This is a genomic window from Pseudomonas sp. REB1044 (assembly GCF_038813925.1).
Classification (GTDB): domain Bacteria; phylum Pseudomonadota; class Gammaproteobacteria; order Pseudomonadales; family Pseudomonadaceae; genus Aquipseudomonas; species Aquipseudomonas boreofloridensis.
Genome location: NZ_CP046139.1, coordinates 244,645 through 265,957 on the forward strand (window position 1 = coordinate 244,645; position 21,313 = coordinate 265,957).

Below are 21,313 nucleotides of genomic sequence, written 5' to 3' on the forward strand. Positions count from 1 at the left end.
TGAACTAACAACGTCCGTTATTTAAGAAACTTTCGTTCAGGCGAATACAAGCCGCGTGCGTGTTTAGAGCAACGGTCATGTGCACATGACGAGCAAAACGGATTGACGAGCGCCGTTAGCCGGCTCGGCAAGTCAGTGTTGCGGGCATGTTAATAAAGGGCAGGGAGCTAAGAGGTGAACGTCTGAGGACAGTAGAAGCTTTATTATGATTGCCGTGAAGGCTTATAGAGAGCGCGCGAGGCGCTGGGCACATGCGTGCGCAGCCGTGCATCAACATTGTTGTCATCCTTGTTCTTATAGTCGGCTCCAGCCGACGTGATGCTCAGTGCGGTCGAGTATAAGTGACGGTCGTTGTCTGTCAATACGATGAATGGTTCAATTTCAGCGTGTCATGTGGTTTTTCATGAACCGCATTATCAGAAGCTGTCCAGTTGGATGTCGAACTATTCAAATGATTATGTTTTCAGATGATGCACTTACCCGGTGAACGATGTGCAGGATTCGAACGAACGGGTGGTCTAGGCCAGACAAGACAAAAACCGCCGAGCACGCTCAAGGAACGGGGATCAATGAGGTGCCGGGCGGCTTTCAATAGTGGATTACCGCGCTTCAAGGGGTTTCAGGCAGCACCTAGAACCACTGGTCGAACCGGCGGATGTACAAAGTCTTCATGCCCTGAGCCACCACGCAGTAGCCCAGCAGCGTGGCGGCCAGCCAAGGGAAGTATTCCCACGGCAACGGTACGAGTCCCACCATCGCGCCCACCGGCGAGAACGGCAGGTAGATGCCCAAGGCCATCACTGCACCGGTGGCCAGTAGAACTGGTAGCGCTGCGGTGCTCTGGAAGAACGGCACCTTGCGGGTGCGCAGCATGTGCACCACCAGCGTTTGCGACAGCAGGCCCTCGATGAACCAGCCGGACTGGAACAGCGCCTGCATTTCGACGCTATTGGCGGCAAACACGTACCACATCAGGGCGAAGGTGGTGATGTCGAAGATCGACGAGGTCGGCCCTATCCACAGCATGAAGCGGCCGATGTTGCCGGCATCCCACTTGCGTGGCTGGCGCAGGAACTCCTTGTCCATGCGGTCCCACGGCAGCGCCAGTTGGGAGAAGTCGTACATCAGGTTCTGCAGCAGCAGATGAATCGCCAGCATCGGCAGGAACGGGATGAAGGCGCTGGCCACCAGCACCGAGAACACGTTGCCGAAGTTGGAGCTGGCGGTCATGCACAGGTACTTCATGATGTTGCCGAAGGTTTCGCGGCCTTGTACCACGCCTTCCTCGAGCACCATCAGGCTTTTCTCCAGAAGGATGATGTCGGCCGACTCCTTGGCGATATCGGTGCCGCTGTCCACCGAAATCCCCACATCGGCGTCACGCAGGGCGGGAGCATCGTTGATGCCGTCACCGAGGAAACCGACGGTGTGACCGTTGGCCTGCAGGGCTTTGAGCACCCGTGATTTCTGCAGCGGGGTGAGCTTGGCGAACACGGTGCGGGCTTCGACCTGGATAGCCAGGGTGGTGTCGTCCATGCGTTCGATGTCGCGACCCAACAGTGGCAGGCCGGGATCGAGGCCCACTTCACGGCAGACTTTGCAGGTGACCACTGGGTTGTCGCCGGTCAGCACTTTGACCTGCACGCCCCTGTCACGCAGCGCGGCGATGGCGGGGCCGGCGGTTTCCTTGGGAGGATCGAGGAAGGTGAGGAAACCCTGGATCACCAGATCGTACTCGTCGTCGGTGTGGTACTGCGCCTTTTCTTCGGTAGGGGGAATGTGCCGGGTGGCGACCACCAGCACGCGGAAACCATCGCGGTTGAACGCGTCGGCGCTGTCGAGCAGGCGCTGGCGGCGCAGAGCATCGAGTGCCACCACGTCATCGCCTTCCTGGACATGGGTGGCGATGGCGAGCATTTCTTCGACCGCGCCCTTGCTCACCATCAGGTGCTGGCCCAGGACGTTCTTCACCACCACCGACAGGCGCCGGCGAATGAAGTCGAACGGCAACTCATCGATCTTGGTGTAGCTGCGCGGCGCCTCGAAGGCGTGGTCCTGGCCGGCGAAATGCAGCACCGCTTGGTCCATCAGGTTGCGGATACCGCTCTGGTGATAGCTGTTGAGCCAGGCCAGCTCCAGCACACGACGGTCGCGCTGACCGTCGAGGCGTACGTGGTGTTCGAGAATGATGCGGTCCTGGGTGAGGGTACCGGTCTTGTCGGTGCACAGCACATCCATGGAGCCGAAGTTCTGGATGGCGTTCAGGCGTTTGACCACCACTTTGCGTCGGGCCATGGCGACCGCGCCCTTGGCCAGGTTGGCGCTGACGATCATCGGCAGCATTTCCGGGGTGAGTCCCACCGCCACGGCCAGGGCGAAGAGGAAGGCATCGCCCCAATCGCCCTTGACCAGGCCGTTGATCATGAACACCACCGGCACCATCACCAGCATGAAGCGGATCAGCAGTGCGCTGACGCTGTTCACCCCGCGATCGAAGGCGGTCTGGGTGCGCGACCCGGCGATGGCCTTGGCCAGGGAGCCGAAATAGGTGCGTTTGCCCGTGGCCAGCACCACCGCACGGGCCCGGCCGCTGACCACGTTGGTGCCCATGAAGCAGATGTTCGACAGCTCCAGCGGGCTGTCGGCGTCGCCGGCGTCTTCGGCGGATTTCTGCGCGACGTGGCCGAGGGTGTCGTACTTCTCCACCGGCAGCGCTTCGCCGGTCAGCACCGCCTGGCTGATGAACAAGTCGCGCGACTCGAGCAGGCGCACGTCGGCGGGGATCATGTCGCCCGCCGAGAGCTGTACCAGATCGCCGACCACCAATTCGTTCATGGGCACTTCGCGCAGGGCCGGTGCTTGGCCGAAGCGTTCGCGGCGCAGCACCGTGGCGGTGGTGCGAACCATCGCCTTGAGCGCATCGGCGGCCTTGTTAGAGCGGTACTCCTGCCAGAAGCGCAGCAGGCTGCTGACGCTGACCATGGTCATGATGATGATGACCTTGGTCAGGTCGGCGTCGTCCCCTTCGCCGGCACGGATCGGCAGCCAGTAGTCGGTGACGAAGCTGATCGCGGCGAGGGTCAGCAGGACATAGATGAAGGGGTTGTTCAGGGCCTTGAGCAGTTGCACCACGGCGGGTGCCTGACGGTCCTGGGCCACTTGGTTGGCGCCGTCGCGCTTCAGGCGCTTGGCGGCTTCCTGCTCGGTCAGGCCCAACTCGCTGGTGTCGAGGTTGGCCAGCGTGACGGCCAGACCATGGTGCGCCTCACGGGCGGCCTGGGTGGACAGGCGGGTTTCGCGCTCGGCCTTGGCCGACGGGGTATTGCGGTATTTGGCGGTCATGTTGCTGTGCTCCTGCCGCTGCGGCGGCACGCCACACAGACGTTTCACTCACGGGGTGAACGGCGGTATGTCGGGGCGCATGAAAAAACCAGGTTTTTCCGACGGTTGTCTGTTCGCTGCCGAGGGTCGGAAGTTGATCCGGCAGCGAACTTTCTACTCGCGCAGTCCATGGGTTTGTCCTCGTTCAAATAATTCAGGCAATAAGGGGCCCTCAAACTTTTAAATTAAAAAAGTTTGCACGGAAGTGACCGTTTAAATACGGTTTTCAGATGAAGTTCGAGGGCCTCAGGCAGGCGCGAAACCAGGCCATCGGCCCGCTGCGACTCGGAGGTTCCTGAGGGCGTCATGGCACCAGTGCAGGCGCAACTGGAGTTTTCCGTGACCAGGATGGGCCTGCCAGATGGCGCGCAGTTGCGGGCCGTGTGCAGCGGCTGTGGGAACGTCTTCAAGCCTCGCGCCGAGTGGCCTGCGGGTGCGCGCATGCAGCGCGGCCAGGCAGGCGTGCAGGCGATGTGAAACGAACGAGGTGAGGGTCATGAGCTTGCCTCCGACCGGCGGGCACCGGGCGAGGCAAGTCACGGCGGAGCGTCAGGCTCTGGCGCGGCGTGCCCGATCCTGGTGTTGGGACCGGTGTTCCGATTTCAGTGCCTGACCGGCCCGTGGGGCGCCGATCAGGCAGCGACTAGATACTGTGTCCATTGAATGCTTCATTGAGTGGAATAAGGGCCTTTTCCCAAGGCGAGCGAACTTTATTCAAGGGTAGTATCGAAGTCAATCGCAGAGGGGGTCGTTAAATAACTTTCATCTTGTCGAATGCGATATTTAGTGTGTAGGAAAGCATGCTTCATATGCCCGGCCTGCAGGCGGCATTGCACCGTGCAGGCTCTGCCAGCTGGGGGCTCAGTGGTCCGCTGAAGGCGCCAGGCGGGCCTCGAGGTCGGCCACCTGCTTTTCCAGTGCTTCAAGGCGAGCACGGGTGCGGGCCAACACCACCATCTGGCTGTCGAATTCTTCTCGGCTGACCAGGTCCAGCTTGCTGAAGGTGCTCTGCATCAGGGCCTTGAACTGGCTTTCGAGTTCGGCGCGCGGTTGCGCAGTATCGCCGCTGAACAGGCGCGAGGCCTGGTCGCTCAGGGCATCGAGGAGGGCTTTGGGCGCGAGCATGGGGCAGGCTGTCCATCAAGAGGGAAGGGTTGGCAGTGTAGCACGGTGCCCCGGAACGGCTGGATGCACACTTTTTGCGCAGCATGCAGGGGTTGGATGCACCGGAATTGTGCGCCTTCTTCTCTGAGGGCCTCAGGCCAATCCTCGAGCGATAACGTAATGGCCTGTAATTCCGAGTTTTTTGAGAAATGGCAAGGTTTCTGCAATGACTCTCGCAAGCCATGCACTGATGACGTCCTGAGTGATCGGGCAGTGTGCAGGCGCAATCGCTAGGTCTCACGTCACCCACCGAAGCGTGCGTCGGAGGGGGGAAGGAAACCAACGACGCGTTACAAAGCCAGGCGCTGCGCTTAGACTTGAGACGGGTTTGTTTTCCTGGGGCAAGTCCACCAAATCGGGAGAAGAGTTTCATGAAGCTAGTCACTGCCATCATCAAGCCGTTCAAGCTGGACGACGTGCGCGAGTCGCTGTCGGAAATCGGCGTGCAGGGCATCACCGTGACCGAAGTCAAGGGCTTCGGCCGGCAGAAGGGCCATACCGAGCTGTACCGTGGTGCCGAGTACGTGGTCGATTTCCTGCCCAAGGTCAAAATCGATGTCGCCATCGACGACAAGGACCTGGACCGGGTGATCGAAGCCATTACCAAGGCTGCCAACACCGGCAAGATCGGTGACGGCAAGATCTTCGTGGTGAATCTGGAGCAGGCCATCCGCATCCGTACCGGCGAGACCGATACCGACGCGATCTAAGCGACGCAACACCGCCTCACCAAACCCAACACGCCCCAGGAGAAAACAAATGACTCTGCGCAAGATCGCAGGGCTAGGAGCCCTATTGTCCCTCGTCATGCCTGGCCTGGCCTTGGCAGACGAAGCCGCCGCCCCGGTGCTGAACTCCGGCGACACCGCCTGGATGCTCACCGCCACCGCGCTGGTACTGTTCATGACCATCCCGGGCCTGGCCCTGTTCTACGGTGGCATGGTGCGCTCCAAGAACCTGCTGTCGGTGATGATGCAGTGCTTTGCCATCACCGGTCTGATCAGCATCCTGTGGGTTGTCTACGGTTACAGCATCGCCTTCGATACCGCCGGTATGGAAAAGGGCGTGCTCAACTTCAATTCCTTCATCGGCGGCTTCTCCAAGGCCTTCCTCGCGGGCGTCACGCCATCGGGCCTGACCTCGGCCACCGCGCTGTTCCCCGAGGCGGTGTTCATCACCTTCCAGATGACCTTCGCCATCATCACCCCAGCGCTGATCGTCGGTGCCTTCGCCGAGCGCATGAAGTTCTCTGCCATGCTGGTGTTCATGGGCGTGTGGTTCACCCTGGTCTATGCGCCGATCGCGCACATGGTCTGGAGCGGTGACGGTGCGCTGATGTGGGACTGGGGCGTGCTGGACTTCGCTGGGGGCACCGTGGTGCACATCAACGCCGGTGTCGCGGGCCTGGTGGCCTGCGTGGTGCTGGGCAAGCGCAAGGGCTACCCGACCACGCCGATGGCACCGCACAACCTGGGCTACACCCTGGTCGGTGCGGCCATGCTGTGGATCGGCTGGTTCGGCTTCAACGCAGGCTCCGCCGCGGCCGCCAACGGTACCGCCGGCATGGCCATGCTGGTGACCCAGATCGCCACCGCCGCCGCCGCGCTGAGCTGGATGTTCGCCGAGTGGATCGGTCATGGTAAACCGAGCGCGCTGGGCATCGCGTCGGGTGTGGTCGCGGGTCTGGTCGCCATCACTCCGGCGGCGGGCACGGTAGGTCCGATGGGCGCTCTGGTGATCGGCCTGGCGTCCGGCGTGATCTGCTACTTCTGCGCCACCAGCCTCAAACGCAAGCTGGGCTATGACGACTCGCTCGATGCCTTCGGCGTGCATGGCGTGGGCGGCATCGTCGGCGCGATTCTCACCGGCGTGTTCGCGGCACCTGCGCTGGGCGGCTTCGGCACGGTCACCGATATCGGTGCGCAGGTCTGGGTACAGGCCAAGGGCGTGATCTTCACTGTGGCCTATACCGCCATCGTCACCTACGTGATTCTCAAGGTACTGGACGCGGTGATGGGGCTGCGGGTCAACGAAGAAGAAGAGTCGGTCGGTCTCGACCTGGCTCAGCACAACGAGCGTGGTTACAACCTGTAATCGCCATGCGGTAAAAAACTTGCCCGGCTCGTCCGGGCATTTTTTTGCCTGATTTTTACTGTTTCGCCTTGGGGCAAACGGTTTACCCGACACGTTCGTGACGTAGGGCGAATACTTACAAAATGACGGGTACTGATGGAGCTTTGCTTTTTCTCCCGGCGCGCTAGAATGCGCGCCGGAGGGGGCCTTCGAGGCGCCCTGCGCACGTCGGTGCCAGCTTTGCTAGGCTGGCTCATAGCGCAAGGCCATCGGCCCCCGCCGAAGATTTCGCCAGTGCTGGCCTTAGGCCGGAACCTGCTGGCAAGCGCTCCCTGTACGCAGCGCATACTCCAGGCCGTGGCCAATCCACGGTCGGTGGAATTTTCACCGGTGGCTGCCGGTCTACGGCATCACTGGGCCATAACTAATCTGCTTTTCGCAAGTCATGAGGTAGAACATGAGCGACGACGATCTGGAAAACGATGACCTCGAAGTCGGCGACGACGAAGAGGGTGACGAGGCCCTCGAAACGGCGGCCGACGACGGTGCCGAAGATGCCGGCGACGACGACAGCAGTCCGGCGCCGGCGGCCAAGGGCAAATCCAAGGCCGCTGTCTCGGTAGACGACATGCCGAGCCTGGAGGCCAAGCAGAAAGAGCGCGATGCGCTGGCCCGGGCCATGGAAGAGTTCCTGGCGCGCGGTGGCAAGGTGCAGGAAGTGGAGGCCAACGTGGTCGCCGATCCGCCCAAGAAGCCGGACAACAAGTACGGCAGCCGCCCTATCTGAGTGGCTGAGTGCGAAAAAGCCCGCCGTCGCTGCGGGCTTTTTTGTGGGTGGTGAGAAGGCAGACCCTCAGCGCCAGCGTGCCAGCACCTCGGGAAGCTGCGACAACTGCCGGACCTCGGCGTCCGGCGCGCGCTCGCCGGTCCAGTCCTTGCCCTGGGGGTTGAACCACACCGCGCGCAGGCCGGCGCGCTGGGCGCCGGAAATGTCATCACCCGGATGGTCTCCGATGTGTACTGCGGCTGCTGCCTCGACCCCGCCGCGCTTGAGCGCTTCGAGAAATGGCGCCGGATCAGGCTTGCCCACGCCCAGGTCCTCGGCGCACAGGGCGAAGCGGAAGTAGTCGGAGATGCCCAGGCGACGCACATCGGCGTTGCCATTGGTCACTACGCCCAGCACATAGTGCTGGCGCAGGATCTCCAATACCGGCTCGACTTCTGGGAACACTTTGACCTGGTGCCGGGCCTGCAGGAACACCTCGAAGGCTTCGTCTGCCAGCGCCTGCGCCTGCTCTTGGGCGTAGCCGACTTCCGCCAGCGCGTTGAACAGCACGCGTCGGCGCAGCGCACTGATGCGGTGCTTGAGCGCTGGTTCGGCCTGGACCAGGCGTTCGCGGATGGCAAACAGGTGTTCGACCGGCACGCTGCCCAGGCGTGGGGCGTTGGCAGCCAGCCAGTCGCGCAAGAGAATTTCGGCGCTGGCGATCACGGGCGCGGTGTCCCACAAGGTGTCGTCCAGGTCGAAGGTGATCAGTTTGATGGTCATGAGTCGCTATCCTTGCTGCGTTTGGCCCGTGGGTGGGCGCTGTCGTAGACGGCGGCCAGGTGCTGGAAGTCCAGGTGGGTATAGATTTGCGTGGTACTGATGTCGGCGTGGCCGAGCATTTCCTGTACTGCCCGCAAATCCTGGGACGACTCCAGCAGATGGCTGGCGAACGAATGGCGGAGCATGTGCGGGTGCAGGTGCTGGCCCAGCTCGCGCTCGCCGGCGGCCTTGACCCGTAGCTGAATGGCCCGCTGGCCCAGGCGCTTGCCTTGGCGGGTGACGAACACCGCGCTGTCACGCGGGGCGCTGATGCCGCGCAGCTTCAGCCAGGCGTGCAAGGCTTCGCGGGCCTTGCGCCCGACCGGCAGCACGCGCGCCTTGCCCCTTTACCGTGGACCTGCACCAGCGCGCCAGCGAGGTCGAGTTGCTCCAGGTCCAGCTGAGTCAGCTCCGACAGGCGCAAGCCCGAGGAATAGAACAGTTCGAGGATGGCCTGGTCGCGGCGGGCGATGAAGTCGTCATCGACGCCGCCGTCGAGCAGTTGCAGGGCGCGGTCGGTGTCGAGGGTCTTGGGCAGGCGGCGTTCGCCTTTGGGCGGTGCCAGGCCGTTGGCCGGGTCGTGCTCGCACAATCCTTCGCGGTTGAGGTAGCGATACAACCCGCGCACTGCCGAGAGCAGGCGCGCCAGGCTGGTCGAGGACTGGCCATGATGGTGCAGACGCGCCACCAGTTGACGCAACTGCTGGATCTGCAATGTCTTCCAACTGGCGATGCCTTGGTTATTGCAGAATTCGAGCACTTTGGTCAGATCGCGCCGGTAGGCGAGTTGGGTGTGCTCGGACACCTGGCGCTCGTTGCGCAGGTGCGCGCAATAAGCCGCCAGCTCACGTTCCATCAGCGCACCGAGCGCAGCGTCTGCGTCACCCGTGGAACCACGCGGCCGAGGATTTCGGCGATGTAGGTGAGGAACAGGGTGCCGACGCTGCTCTTGTAGTGCTGCGGGTCGCGACTGCCGATGGCCAGTACCCCGTGCAGCCCCTGGTGCTCCAGCGAGGCCACGGCACTGGAGCCCACCTCCAGGCGCTGTTCGTCGCCGAACAGGAAGGCCAGCTCATGCTCGCGCAGGTTGCCGCTGACCGTCTTGCCGCTGCCCAGCAGCCCACCGATGGCCTGTTGCGCCTCGGCGCTGCTGACCCAGCGCCCGACGGGCGCGGCGTTGTCGCCGAACAGGATCAGGCTGACGAAGGGCACCTGGAATTCCTGGCGCAGGCTGTCTTCGACCGCCATCACCACTTCTTCCAAGGTGTTGGCGTCGAGCAGGTCGAGAATCAGCCGACGCGTTTTCTCGAACAGTCGGTCGTTGTCGCGGGCTACGTCCATCAGTTGCGACAGGCGATGGCGCATCTCGATGTTGCGCTCGCGCAGCAGCGTGAGCTGACGTTCCACCAGCGATACGCTGTCGCCGCGCTGGTGGGGGATGCGTTGCTCGACCAGCAGGTCGTCGTGCTCGGCGAAGAAGGTGGGGTGGGCGCGCAGGTAGGCGATCACCGCCTCGGCGTCGAGATCGGCGGCTTGCTCGGGTACAACCTGTGGCTGATCGGTCATGGCGGATACTCGTTTAGAAACGGACCTGTCCTTCGTAGACGCGCACGGCGGGACCGGTCATGCGTACCGACTGGCCCGGGCCTGCCCATTCGATGCTCAGGCGTCCGCCCGGCAGCTCGATGCACACGGGCGAGTCCATCCAGCCCTGCGCGATGGCGGCCACGGCGGCGGCGCAGGCGCCGGTGCCGCAGGCCTGGGTCTCGCCAGCACCGCGCTCCCATACCCGCAGGTAGGCGCGGTGACGGTCGACAACCTGGAGGAAGCCGGCGTTCACCCGTTGCGGGAAGCGCGGATGGTGTTCGATCTTCGGTCCCAGCTCGTGTACCGGTGCGCGCTGCACGTCATCGACGCGCAGCACCGAATGGGGGTTGCCCATCGACACGGCGGCGATCTGATGAACCTGTCCATCGATCTGCAGCGGGTAGCTGAGCGCCTGCTCGTCGGCAACGAAGGGGATGTCGGCCGGCACGAAGCGCGGTGGCCCCATATCGACGCAGACCTGGCCATCGTTCTGGATGTCCAGCTCGATGACGCCGCCTTTGGTCTCGACACGGATGCGCTTCTTCGCCGTCAGGCGCTTGTCCAGCACGAAACGGGCGAAGCAGCGCGCGCCATTGCCGCATTGTTCGACCTCGGAGCCGTCGGCGTTGAAGATCCGGTAGCGGAAGTCCACCTCCGGATTGCTCGGCGCCTCGACGATCAGCAGTTGGTCGAAACCGATGCCGGTGTGGCGGTCGCCCCATTGCTTGGCGTGCTTGGGCTGGATGTGCGCATGCTGGCTGACCAGGTCGAGCACCATGAAGTCATTGCCCAGTCCGTGCATCTTGGTAAAACGCAGCAGCATGGGTTCACTCCGGCAGCAGGCTTTCGCCGGCGAACAATTCAGCGATGGTTTCGCGGCGGCGCACTTCGAAGGCCTGGTCGCCATCGACCAGCACCTCGGCGCAGCGGCCCCGGGTGTTGTAGTTCGAGCTCATGACGAAACCATAGGCGCCCGCCGAACGCACGGCCAGCAGATCGCCTTCGGCCAGGTTCAGCGCACGGTCCTTGGCGAGGAAGTCGCCGGTTTCGCAGATGGGCCCGACCAGGTCGTAGGCGCGTGTCTGGCCTTCGCGCGGGCTGACGGCGCTGACGTCCATCCAGGCCTGGTACAGGGCCGGACGAATCAGGTCGTTCATCGCCGCATCGATGATGGCGAAGTCCTTGTGTTCGGTGTGCTTGAGGTACTCGACGCGGGTCAGCAATACGCCGCCGTTGGCGACGATGTAGCGGCCCGGTTCGAATACCAGCGCCAGATCGCGCGCGCCGACGCGCTCGCGGATGGCCTGCAGGTAGTCGGCCACCTGCGGCGGCTGCTCGTCGCGGTAGCGCACGCCGACACCGCCGCCCAGGTCCAGGTGACGCAGGTGGATGCCGCACTCGGCCAGGCGATCGACCAGGGCCAGCAGGCGATCCAGCGCGTCGAGGAATGGATCGACGGTGGTCAACTGCGAGCCGATGTGGCAGTCGACGCCGACCACGTCCAGGTTCGGCAGTTGCGCGGCGCGCACGTAGAGGGCTTCGGCATCGGCGATGGCGATGCCGAACTTGTTTTCCTTCAGGCCCGTGGAGATGTACGGGTGGGTGCCCGCATCGACGTCCGGGTTGACCCGCAGCGACACCGGGGCCACTTTGCCCATCTCGGCGGCCACGGTTTGCAGGCGCTCGAGTTCGTCGGTGGATTCGACGTTGAAGCAGTGCACGCCCACTTCCAAGGCGCGGCGCATGTCTTCACGGGTCTTGCCGACGCCGGAAAACACCACGCGGTCGGCGCGTCCGCCTGCGGCCAGCACGCGCTCCAGCTCGCCGCCGGAGACGATGTCGAAGCCTGCGCCCAGGCGCGCCAACAGGTTCAGCACCCCCAGGTTGGAGTTGGCCTTGACCGCGAAGCACACCAAGTGCTCGACCCCTTGCAGGGCGTCGGTGTAGCTGCGGTACTGGGCCTCGATATGGGCGCGCGAATAGACGTAGGTGGGGGTGCCGAAGCGCTCGGCGATGGCCGACAGGGCCACGCCCTCGGCGAACAACTCGCCGCCGCGGTAGTTGAATGCGTCCATGGGATTTCCTTACTGCGCTGGCGACTGCTCGGGCAGCGGTTCTTCGTCTTGCGGCGCGGCCTGGGCCGGCTGCCCGTGTTGATGCGACGACTTGCGTGCGCTCTTGCCGTCCTTGCCGTCTTCAGGCAGGTACAGGGGCCTTTCTGGCCGCAGGCCGAAACGAGGCAGGCAACAGCGACCAGCGCCGCAACGGAGGAAATCAGGCGCTTCATGGGCGAAATCCTTTGAATTAAGCAGTATTGCGCCCGAGTATACCGAGCGCCCGGCAGATTGCCTATGCGAGGGTCCGGGCGAGTCGAGCCGCAAGCCGCGAGCGGCAAGTGGCAAGCTGCACGCGGCAAGTTTGTGGCGCCGGTCGTCTGCGCTGGGCGGTTTTTCTTGTCTCTTGCCGCTTACGGCTTGAAGCTGGGCGCCTTGCGCCGGTATCGTGCCCGGCTTGCGTCCCTGCAGCCATTTCCGAGGTTCCTGCAATGAGTTTGAGCGAAGCGCGTTTCCACGATCTGGTCGACGCCACCCAACAGGCCCTGGAGGATCTGTTCGATGACACCGACCTGGATCTGGACATGGAAAACTCCGCCGGGGTGCTGACCATCAAGTTCGACAACGGCAGCCAACTGATCTTCAGCCGCCAGGAACCGCTGCGCCAACTGTGGCTGGCCGACCGTTCCGGCGGTTTTCACTTCGACTACGACGAAGAGAGCGGCAAGTGGGTGTGCGAGAAGAGCGAAGAGCTGCTCGGCGAGATGCTCGAACGCATCGTCTGTGAGCGGGTCGGCGAGAAGCTGGACTTCGACGAGATCTGACATGAGCGATCAGCCGCGGCCACCCAAGCCGCTCTACAGCAACGTCAGCCCAGCCGTGCCTTCGCCCTGCATCAATGTGTGTCGGCTCGATGAGCGTCGTGTCTGTACCGGTTGCTACCGGCATGTGGAGCACATCCGCGAATGGCGCGCGGCCGACGATGAACGGCGCCGGCACATCTGCCGCGAGGCCCGGGCGCTGAGGGCGGCGACGCCTGAGGCTTGAGTATTTGTCCGGCTGTGGTAGTGTCGAGCCATTACTGGCCTCGCCAGAAGCCATCAGCAAACCCCGCCCTTGGGCGGGGTTTTGCTTTATCTACAGCCTGAAATGCCCCGTTGAAAGGAGTCCGACTGGATCATGAGCAGCCAACCTACCCTTATCCTCACCCGATTGGACGTGCAGCGTCTGGAGCGTCTGATCGACAGCCTCGACGACAGTACGCCGGGTGTGCTCGCCCTGCAGGACGAGCTGGACCGCGCCGATCAGGTGGTCGGTCACGAGGAAGTCCCGGCCGGTGTGGTGACCATGAACTCGCGCGTGCACTGCCGCGAGCAGGCCACCGGCAAGGATTACCACTTGACGCTGGTGTACCCGAAGGACGCGGGCGTGGAGGGCAACGTCTCGATCCTCGCACCGATCGGTTGCGCGCTGCTCGGCCTGTCGGTGGGCGACCAGATCGACTGGCCGGCACCGGGCGGCAAGACCCTCAAGCTCAAGTTGCTGGCGGTCGAATACCAGCCCGAAGCGGCGGGCGATTTCGATCTGTAAGCTGGCCGAGACTTGAGGCCTTGCCCGACAAGCGTCAGCGGGCCTGCCTGGCCCGCAGTTGGCAGGCATGGATGCAGTTGTCGACGATGCGGCTGCGCAGCGACCAGTCGGTGTTGATGATGCGGAATTTCTGGATATAGCTGTTCAGGTCCTGCGATTCGAACCACTCGTCGATCTTGTCGCTGAAGTCCTCCGGGCGGAACAACTCGGCCACGTTGTACTTGGCGCACTGAATCGCGCTCAGCTCGCCCTTGGTATCGTCCACCGGTGGTTGCTTGTCCATGAACGCCTTCAGCGTGGCGGCCGAGGGTGTGTTTTCACCGATCCACACCTGACGCACGCCAGGCCAATAGTCGCCGCGGTCTTGATGGTTGTAGGCGATCACGATGTTCTTGCCCGGGTGCTGGCTCCACAACTCGTCCAGTGTCAGGTGACTCAGGGACTTGGGGATGAACATCGAGCCGAAGTGCCGGTTCATCGCCTCGCGCAGCCAGCCGTGTTCCTTCTCGCCGAAGCGCTCGAACTGATGGAAGTCGAGGATCACGATTTCCTTGGCGTTGGCCGGCGTTTTGAAAAACTGCTTGAGCTGATTGAGGACGTCGCCGAACAGGTTGCGCCCGGAACTGCTCATGTGGAACAGCTGATAGCGGTAGGCTTGATCCGGGGTGTATTCGTGGTATGCCCGCACGCGCAGGTCCAGCACGCGAATACCGCCACGGACCTGATCGATACAGGGAACGTCCTGGGTGAGCTCCTGGGCGATCACGCCGCCGACCTTGGTGTCCATGCCCGAATCGTGGCTGCCGGGCAGAATCAGTTCGTGAATACGCAGGCTGCCCAGTTCAGGGGTCGAGCCCATCCAACATGCTTTGTTCATCATCGAGTACTCCAGTGCCAAGAGCGCTTGATGGTGGTGCGGCCGATGGATTGGCAGCAGCGGGAATCGGTGCAGGGTCAGGGCTGCGATGTGCGCTGTTGCAGATGCAGGCCGTCGTTCAGCGCCTGCTCAAGGGCTTGCTTGTGGCGCAGCAGAACCGCAGTCGAGGCCGGTCGTTCGTCGTCCAGGCCCGACAGGTCCAGGTCGGTGATATAGCAGCGGTAAACACCTGCGCTGTGGCGCTGCTCGAGGATCTGTCGCGCGACCACGGCATACAGCTGATCGCCATACTCCAGCTCGGAATATTCGAGCTGATCGCAATACAAGGTGACCTGTGGCGCCTGCTGTGGGGTGGCCTGAACGATCGCCTGCACTTCGTAGTAGGGCTGGGCTTCGTCCACGGCCGGTGTCGGGCGCCGCTCCACGCTTCGAGCCTTCCCCGGGCCATTGGGCAGCAACTGGTAATAGTGGATATCCAGCGCCGCTTGGCGACCGTCCAGCGGCAGGCGCGCCTTGCGGCGTATGGCCACCGAATTCAGGAAACGCTGCAAGGGCAGCAGCAGGTGCTCTTCATCCTGCAGCGGTGATTGCTGTTGCCACAACGCCCCGTGCTCGTCGAGCACGTAGAGGTCGGCGAACCCTTCATGCAGGCGATAGAACACCTGAATGCACTCGGGCTGACCCAGTGCCAGCAACAGCGGCAAGTCGTGGTCCGTCAGGGCTTGGCCATCCAACTGCAAGGGGCTGTAGTGCGTGCGCTCTTCGCCCAGGTGGGTGAGCAGGGCCGCGTGCCCGTCCAGCGTGGTCAGCTCGACCTGGCCCGCGTCGAGCGCCAGCACATGGGTATGCTGCGCCACTTGCAGCAGGAACCGATGACCGAGGTCGCGCTCCAGCAGGCCTTGGGCGGTGTCGAACAACTCCTCGACGCGCTGGGCGATGGCCTGGGCACGGTTATGGCAGAAGCAGCGTACCGTCAGGCGCGGGCGCGGGGTGCGTGAGCCACGGCTGTTGAGAAAATCGCGCAGGCAGCGCATCAAGGCATGTTCGCCGTCGTAGCGCTGCACCAGCACTTCGTTCCAGCTGTTGAGGGTGACCTGGTCGAGCGTCAGCACCAGGTTTTCGCGCACCCCGGCGTAGCTCAGCGAGTCGGTGCGCTCGGTGGTCATCAGAATGTTCAGGTCACGGTGTTGACGCAGCGGATCGAGGCCGACATTCACCAGCAGCAGGACTTCCTGGGCCACGCTCGGTTGCAGCAGGTCGATGTCGCTGACGTTCGGCAGCGGCAGGGGCAAGCTCTGCTGCAAGCTTCCCATCAGGTTGAACAGTTCGAATTCGCTCAGGTCGCTGACCCCAGGGTGCAGAGCCAGGCGCGTGCTGCTGTCGATGACGCCGTTGCGGTGCGCCCAGGCCAGCAGTTCGATCAGCTCGCGGCAGCGCTTGAGCGGGTGGGTAGGCTCCCATTCATGCACACCCAGGCTGCCGGGGTAGAGCCCCCAGAGGTAAGTGCCAGGCTCCTTGCGGTTGGGCGATTGCACCAAGGTCAGGGTGTCCTCGGCCACGTCCGGAGCAATGCCGGGGTTGATGACTTCGATCTTGCCGACGCGGCGTTCGAAGGCGGCATACAGGCGCCGTCCGAGTACGTTCAGGTCGCGCTGCTCGGCGCGGCTGCCGGCGCCTTTTTCGCGGGCGAATTGACTGACGAAGCGATAGCTGTGATTGAGTTCGCTCACCAGCTCGCGGCGCTCCAGCGCCACTTGGCGGACCTTCCATTGACTGCGGGTATCGAGCAGGGCCAGTTGCTGGTCGCTCCAGCCCCATTCGTCGGTCAGGCGGGCGAGCAGGCGCTGTTGCCAACCGTCGCGAGTCGAGCGTGCGCACACGCTGAGTTTCTTGTTCACCTTCAGATACAGGCTGCGGCGTACCCGCTCCAGGCGCGCGCGCTCGTTGCGCTGCAACAGGTAGCGTTCGATGCGCCGGTAGACCAGTACATAAGGGTCGAGCTCGTCCAGGTCCAGGCAATTGGCGAATACGGCGCGTTTGTAGTCCAGGCTCAGGCAGCGCACCTCGGGGTGCTCGCTGGCGTAGGCCTCGGTGAGCAGCAGCTTGAGCAACGATTTGTAGGGCGAGTCGATGCCCTTGAACAGTTGCCACAGCCCGGCGCCGACGAATTCCTGGGCGGGAATGTCCGCCAGGTGGCCAAGGTCGAGCGCCTCATGGGGGCCGATGAAGCGCTTGGAGAGCAGCGTGCAGGTGTAGGCCTGATAGTTCGACTCTTCATACACCGGCACCAGCCACCACAGCGGGGTGCGCCCGGCCAGCCAGATCGCCGTGCGGTAGAACTCGTCGAGCAGCAGAAAGTGCTGCGTGGTACCGCAGTCGTCGGAACTGAGCTGGCCGTCGCGCTGGCCCTGGGCGAAGCCGTGCGGCTCGATCATGAACAGGTGCGCCTCGGCGCCCTGGGTGGCCGCCCAAGCCTCGAGCAATTGACACTTGCGTCGCAGTTCGGCCAGCTCAGGTTCGGCCAGGTCCGGCGCGTGGCAGACCCACAGGTCCATGTCGCTCTGTTCGGCCTGGGCCAGGGTGCCGAGGCTGCCCATCAGAAACAGTCCATGGATCGGCTGAGGCGGGTTGCCGTGGCGTGCCTTGTAGGTGAACGAGCGGGTCAGGCGCTGGGCTTCGGCCAGCAGTTCAGCGTCCGGCTCGAAGCCCGATACGCCGGCTGGCGTGCCGCCCGAGACGTAGCCAGGCAGCAGTGGATGATTGACGTGGAAGAACAGTGGCAACAGCTTGAGCACCGTCTGCTGGCGGCTGGAGAGCCCGTCCATGGCCCGTTCCAGGCGACCTTGATTGATCTGCAGGAAGCGCCCACGCAGGGTCGACAGCACCTTGCGGTCAATGCCTTGGTCCAGGTCGGGGCGAATTTCGTGAGGGTGGCTCATGACGTGCTCAGGCAAGTCGGGATGCGTCGGCGAGTGTAACCTGAGCGACAAGAATGCATAAGAGAATGGATAGCATTTTGGCGCCATTTTTCCAGCGGCTGGCGACCTGGCAGGCAGGCGTCGTGAGGGACGCCTGCGCGGTGCGATCCCGAGAAGGCGTCTTTACGTGGCTAGGCGGGCTGTGGTGACTTGAGCACGTTCAGCAGCAGTTGCACGCTCTCGACCGCGTCGTGACCGAGGCTGGTCAGGTAGCCGCCATCGGGCTGATCGGTGAGCTGCTTCTCATGCAGGCGCTTGGCGGCGGCGATGAGCGAGGGTGAAGCGTTGGCGTGAATCTTGATCCCTTCCTGGCTGCTGTCCAGGTTGAACAGGGCAAGCACTTCCAGTTCGGCGATCAGATCGGGGGTGAAGGACATGGGCAACTCCTGACTTCCAGACGAGGATGGAAGTCAGGAGTGTAGTCAGACTTGTTTGTCGTCGCCTTGATTTGCCTCAGGCGGCAATTCCGGCAGGGCGCGCAGGGCGTTTTCGTACCATTCGGTATTGAACGCGCGGTCTTCATTGAGCAGCGCGTCGATCTCGATGGCCAGCACGTGGGCCATGAGGTTGAGGATGTCCTCATGCGCGTAGCCGACCAGGCTCAGCTTGTTGTAGGTGGCCTTGGCGGCGGGCGGATTGCCGCTTTCGATCTGGTTTTCGATAGCCTGGGTCAGGGTGGCTTCGGCGAAGGCTTCGTCGTCGTTGTCGAGGTCGGTGGGTTCGCTCATGGCGCTGCTCCTGTGGATAAGGCGCACAGTGTGCCATGCCTGCCTGGGCAATGCCCGATCATCGACGTGCGCCATGATGCTGGTCAGAGCAGGGCCAGTGCGGCTATAAACGTGCGGGCCAACCCCTCACACGGCCTGGAGGCTGTACCCCATGCTCAAGCTCTACGGATTCGCGGTCAGCAACTACTACAACATGGTCAAACTGGCCCTGCTGGAAAAAGGCGTGCCTTTCGAGGAAGTGCTGTTCGTCTCCGGGCAGACCCCGCAGGTGCTGGCGGTGAGCCCGCGCGGCAAGGTGCCGGCGCTGGAAACCGAGCACGGTTTTCTCAGCGAAACCAACGTGATCCTCGAGTACATCGAGCAGACCCACCCCGAGCATCCGCTATTGCCTCGCGATGCGTTCGAGCTCGCCAAGGTGCGCGAGCTGCTCAAGGAAATCGAGCTGTACATCGAGCTGCCCGCGCGCACCTGCTATGCCGAGGCGTTCTTCGGTCAGCCGGTGGAGCCGCTGGTCAAGGAGAAAGCCCGCGCCGAACTGTTGGTGGGCTTCGGCACGCTCAAGCGCAATGGCAAGTTCGCGCCTTATGTGGCCGGCGAACGCCTGACCTTGGCGGACCTGATGTTCTGCTTCTCAGTGGATCTGGCCTGCGCGGTGGGCAAGAAGGTGCTGGGCATCGATTTCCTCGCCGACTTCCCGCAGGCCGCAGCCTTGTTGCAGAAGTTGCAGGAAAACCCGCACATGGCGCGGATCGTCGCCGACAAGGAAGCGGCGATGCCGGCGTTCCTGGAAATGATCAAGAACAAGCGCTGAAGGGGCCGGGGCTGGCGGGCAGCCCCGACCGTTGCTCGATCAGCGTGCGGCCAGCAGCGCCTGGCCGCGAGCGACAGCGGCGCGCACCTGGGCAGGTGCGGTGCCGCCGATGTGGTTGCGCGCGTTCACCGAGCCTTCCAGAGTGAGCACGGCGAACACATCCTGCTCGATCTGGTCGCTGAACTGGCGCAGCTCTTCCAGGCTCATCTCGGCCAGGTCCTTGCCGTGGTCGACGCCGTACTTGACCGCGTGCCCGACGATCTCGTGGCAGTCACGGAACGGCAGACCGCGACGCACCAGGTAGTCGGCCAGGTCGGTGGCGGTGGAGAATCCGCGCAGCGCGGCCTCGCGCATGATCGCGTGCTTGGGCTTGATCGCCGGAATCATGTCGGCGAAAGCGCGCAGCGAGTCGCGCAGGGTATCGGCGGCGTCGAACAGCGGCTCTTTGTCTTCCTGGTTGTCCTTGTTGTAGGCCAGCGGCTGGCCCTTCATCAGGGTGAGCAGGCCGGTAAGGGCGCCGAACACACGGCCGGTCTTGCCGCGCACCAGCTCCGGGACGTCCGGGTTCTTCTTCTGCGGCATGATCGAGCTGCCGGTGCAGAAGCGGTCGGGCAGGTCGATGAACTGGAATTGCGCGCTGGTCCACAGCACCAGCTCCTCGGAGAAGCGCGACAGGTGCATCATCGCCAGGCTTGCGGCAGCGCAGAATTCGATGGCGAAATCGCGGTCGGACACGCCGTCCAGCGAGTTGCCCGAGACCGCCTCGAAGCCTAGCAGCGTGCAGGTGAGTTCACGGTCGATGGGATAGGTGGTGCCGGCCAGTGCGGCGCTGCCCAAGGGCATGCGGTTGACGCGCTTGCGACAGTCGACCAGGCGCTCGTAGTCGCGGCTGAGCATTTCGAACCAGGCCAGCAGGTGATGGCCGAAGGTCACCGGTTGGGCGGTCTGCAGGTGGGTGAAGCCGGGCATGATGGTCTCGGCTTCGCGCTCGGCCTGGGCCAGCAGGCCCTGCTGCAGGCGGGTGATTTCGGCCAGGATCAGGTCGATTTCGTCACGCAGCCACAGGCGGATGTCGGTGGCGACCTGGTCGTTGCGGCTACGGCCGGTGTGCAGCTTCTTGCCGGTGACGCCGATGCGGTCGGTCAGGCGCGCTTCGATGTTCATGTGCACATCTTCCAGATCGACGCGCCAGTCGAACTGGCCCGCTTCGATTTCGCCCTGGATGGTGTTCAGCCCGTCGATGATCGCGTCGCGTTCGGCGTCGGACAGCACGCCGACCTGCGCCAGCATGGTGGCGTGGGCAATCGAACCCATGATGTCGTGACGGTACAGGCGCTTGTCGAAATCGACCGAGGCGGTGAAGCGGGCGACGAAGGCGTCGACGGGCTCGCTGAAGCGGCCGCCCCAGGACTGGTTGGTCTTGTCGGTGCTCATGGATCCACTCATAGAAGGCGTGAATGAAAAAGTGGCGCCGATGATAGCAGGGTTGGGCTGCCGTCCGTAGGACAGCGGTCGGCGCGATGGCCGTTTTGCGGCATGCCAGCGGCGCTACAGGATATTCAGCGATTGAACGGCAGCGTTCCACGGACCGTCTACAGTTTCACAGAGGGCCGGCAGCGATTCTGTCGGACCAGTGAATCTTTGGCCTTCGCATGGGTCTGTAGCGTGACCGCAACACGGTCCACCGACTCCTGTCACGCAGACCCACCTTGCGAGACTCACTCAGGAATCCAGCGCAATTATGAATGTCCTGATCGTTGACGATGAATCCCAGGCCCGTGACCGCCTGAGCCGCCTGCTTGGCGAGCTGGAGGGCTACAACGTGCTGGAACCCAGTGCCACCAGCGGCGAGGAGGCCCTGGCACTGATCGACAGCTTGAAACCCGACGTGGTGCTGCTCGACACCCGCATGCCAGGCCTGGACGGCCTGCAGGTCGCGGCTCGCCTGTGCGAACGTGAGGCGCCGCCAGCGGTGGTGTTCTGCCTCGATGACGACGAGCTGGAGGCGTTCAACCACAGCACCCTCAGCCACGTCGGCCACGCCACCCAACCCCAGACATTGCGCGATGCCCTGCGCAGGGCCGACAAACCCAACCGTACCCAGCTCGAGGCACTCACCCGGCCCGCGACCGAAGCCGGTGCAGGCCCACGCAGCCATATCAGCGCCCGCACCCGCAAAGGTATCGAACTGATTCCGCTGGGTCAGGTGATCTACTTCATCGCCGATCACAAATACGTGACCTTGCGCCACGAAGGCGGCGAGGTGCTGCTGGACGAACCGCTCAAATCCCTGGAAGACGAGTTCGGCGAGCGCTTCGTGCGCATCCATCGCAACGCGCTGGTGGCGCGCGATCGCATCGAGCGGCTGCAACGTACGCCACTTGGCCACTTCCAACTGTTTCTCAAGGGCTTGAACGGCGATGCGCTGACCGTCAGCCGCCGGCATGTAGCCGGTGTGCGCAAGATGATGCAGCAGCTCTAA

The 21,313-nt window shown here is 63.4% G+C and carries 20 protein-coding genes and 2 pseudogenes; 9 read left to right on the plus strand and 13 right to left on the minus strand.

Going from position 1 to position 21,313, the window contains the following annotated elements; all coding sequences use genetic code 11:
- Positions 1-630: 630 nt before the first annotated feature.
- A complete protein-coding gene (mgtA, locus tag GKC70_RS01115; protein WP_342650197.1) occupies positions 631-3,342 on the minus strand; it encodes a magnesium-translocating P-type ATPase in 2,712 nt (903 codons plus the stop codon).
- A gap of 345 nt (positions 3,343-3,687) precedes the next feature.
- Here mgtA and GKC70_RS01120 point away from each other — a divergent pair, with 345 nt between their 5' ends.
- A complete protein-coding gene (locus GKC70_RS01120; protein ID WP_342650198.1) occupies positions 3,688-3,858 on the plus strand; it encodes a hypothetical protein in 171 nt (56 codons plus the stop codon).
- 384 nt (positions 3,859-4,242) lie between these two features.
- Here GKC70_RS01120 and GKC70_RS01125 read toward each other — a convergent pair whose 3' ends face one another.
- Positions 4,243-4,506 (minus strand): accessory factor UbiK family protein, encoded by a 264-nt coding sequence (locus GKC70_RS01125; protein ID WP_029612547.1) that lies wholly within the window; start codon positions 4,504-4,506, stop codon positions 4,243-4,245.
- 410 nt (positions 4,507-4,916) lie between these two features.
- Between GKC70_RS01125 and glnK the strand changes: the two genes are divergently transcribed.
- The 3 genes from glnK to sutA all read left to right on the plus strand — a co-directional run bounded on the left by glnK (position 4,917) and on the right by sutA (position 7,405).
- On the plus strand, positions 4,917-5,255 hold the full coding sequence (glnK, locus tag GKC70_RS01130) for a P-II family nitrogen regulator (protein WP_002555808.1): 339 nt from the start codon (positions 4,917-4,919) through the stop codon (positions 5,253-5,255).
- Between the two features lie 49 nt (positions 5,256-5,304).
- The gene (locus tag GKC70_RS01135; protein ID WP_039581549.1) at positions 5,305-6,639 is read left to right on the plus strand and encodes an ammonium transporter; all 1,335 of its coding nucleotides are present in this window, start codon (positions 5,305-5,307) and stop codon (positions 6,637-6,639) included.
- Between the two features lie 436 nt (positions 6,640-7,075).
- Positions 7,076-7,405 (plus strand): transcriptional regulator SutA, encoded by a 330-nt coding sequence (gene sutA / locus GKC70_RS01140; protein WP_342650199.1) that lies wholly within the window; start codon positions 7,076-7,078, stop codon positions 7,403-7,405.
- 66 nt (positions 7,406-7,471) lie between these two features.
- Here sutA and GKC70_RS01145 read toward each other — a convergent pair whose 3' ends face one another.
- The 6 genes and pseudogenes from GKC70_RS01145 to GKC70_RS01170 all read right to left on the minus strand — a co-directional run bounded on the left by GKC70_RS01145 (position 7,472) and on the right by GKC70_RS01170 (position 12,080).
- Complete coding sequence (locus tag GKC70_RS01145) at positions 7,472-8,167, minus strand: HAD family hydrolase (protein WP_342650200.1); 696 nt, start codon at positions 8,165-8,167, stop codon at positions 7,472-7,474.
- Positions 8,164-9,062 (minus strand): annotated as a pseudogene (xerC, locus tag GKC70_RS01150) (tyrosine recombinase XerC). Before xerC ends, GKC70_RS01145 begins: the two are co-directional and overlap by 4 nt.
- A complete protein-coding gene (locus tag GKC70_RS01155; protein WP_039581543.1) occupies positions 9,062-9,772 on the minus strand; it encodes a DUF484 family protein in 711 nt (236 codons plus the stop codon). The pseudogene xerC and the gene GKC70_RS01155 overlap by 1 nt, the downstream one beginning before the upstream one ends.
- Before the next feature lie 13 nt (positions 9,773-9,785).
- Complete coding sequence (gene dapF / locus GKC70_RS01160) at positions 9,786-10,616, minus strand: diaminopimelate epimerase (protein ID WP_039581540.1); 831 nt, start codon at positions 10,614-10,616, stop codon at positions 9,786-9,788.
- A gap of 4 nt (positions 10,617-10,620) precedes the next feature.
- The gene (lysA, locus tag GKC70_RS01165; protein WP_039581537.1) at positions 10,621-11,868 is read right to left on the minus strand and encodes a diaminopimelate decarboxylase; all 1,248 of its coding nucleotides are present in this window, start codon (positions 11,866-11,868) and stop codon (positions 10,621-10,623) included.
- A 9-nt stretch (positions 11,869-11,877) separates the two neighbouring features.
- A pseudogene (locus GKC70_RS01170) lies at positions 11,878-12,080 on the minus strand (lipoprotein).
- Between the two features lie 258 nt (positions 12,081-12,338).
- On the opposite strand from GKC70_RS01170, the gene cyaY reads away from it, so the two are divergent.
- The 3 genes from cyaY to rnk all read left to right on the plus strand — a co-directional run bounded on the left by cyaY (position 12,339) and on the right by rnk (position 13,437).
- Positions 12,339-12,671 carry an iron donor protein CyaY gene (cyaY, locus tag GKC70_RS01175; protein WP_342650201.1) on the plus strand — a complete coding sequence of 111 codons (333 nt, stop codon included), beginning with the start codon at positions 12,339-12,341 and terminating at the stop codon, positions 12,669-12,671.
- Between the two features lies 1 nt (position 12,672).
- Complete coding sequence (locus tag GKC70_RS01180; protein WP_116889736.1) at positions 12,673-12,894, plus strand: DUF1289 domain-containing protein; 222 nt, start codon at positions 12,673-12,675, stop codon at positions 12,892-12,894.
- A 132-nt stretch (positions 12,895-13,026) separates the two neighbouring features.
- Positions 13,027-13,437, plus strand: a complete 411-nt coding sequence (rnk, locus tag GKC70_RS01185) for a nucleoside diphosphate kinase regulator (protein ID WP_342650202.1) — start codon at positions 13,027-13,029, stop codon at positions 13,435-13,437.
- A 34-nt stretch (positions 13,438-13,471) separates the two neighbouring features.
- Here the strand turns inward: rnk and GKC70_RS01190 are convergent, their stop codons facing one another.
- From GKC70_RS01190 to GKC70_RS01205, 4 genes are all read right to left on the minus strand, one after another.
- On the minus strand, positions 13,472-14,314 hold the full coding sequence (locus GKC70_RS01190; protein WP_342650203.1) for a hypothetical protein: 843 nt from the start codon (positions 14,312-14,314) through the stop codon (positions 13,472-13,474).
- A 77-nt stretch (positions 14,315-14,391) separates the two neighbouring features.
- Entirely contained in the window at positions 14,392-17,253 is a 2,862-nt protein-coding gene (locus GKC70_RS01195) for a class I adenylate cyclase (RefSeq protein WP_342650204.1), read from the minus strand.
- 170 nt (positions 17,254-17,423) lie between these two features.
- A complete protein-coding gene (locus GKC70_RS01200; protein WP_039581529.1) occupies positions 17,424-17,669 on the minus strand; it encodes a TIGR02647 family protein in 246 nt (81 codons plus the stop codon).
- A gap of 45 nt (positions 17,670-17,714) precedes the next feature.
- Positions 17,715-18,020, minus strand: coding sequence for a hypothetical protein (locus GKC70_RS01205; protein ID WP_342650205.1), 306 nt, complete (start codon positions 18,018-18,020; stop codon positions 17,715-17,717).
- 151 nt (positions 18,021-18,171) lie between these two features.
- Between GKC70_RS01205 and GKC70_RS01210 the strand changes: the two genes are divergently transcribed.
- Positions 18,172-18,831, plus strand: coding sequence for a glutathione S-transferase (locus GKC70_RS01210; protein ID WP_342650206.1), 660 nt, complete (start codon positions 18,172-18,174; stop codon positions 18,829-18,831).
- 39 nt (positions 18,832-18,870) lie between these two features.
- Here the strand turns inward: GKC70_RS01210 and argH are convergent, their stop codons facing one another.
- Entirely contained in the window at positions 18,871-20,265 is a 1,395-nt protein-coding gene (argH, locus tag GKC70_RS01215) for an argininosuccinate lyase (RefSeq protein WP_039581526.1), read from the minus strand.
- Positions 20,266-20,572: 307 nt separating this feature from the next.
- On the opposite strand from argH, the gene GKC70_RS01220 reads away from it, so the two are divergent.
- Positions 20,573-21,313: a LytTR family DNA-binding domain-containing protein gene (locus tag GKC70_RS01220; RefSeq protein WP_342650207.1), complete on the plus strand. Its 741-nt coding sequence runs from the start codon at positions 20,573-20,575 to the stop codon at positions 21,311-21,313.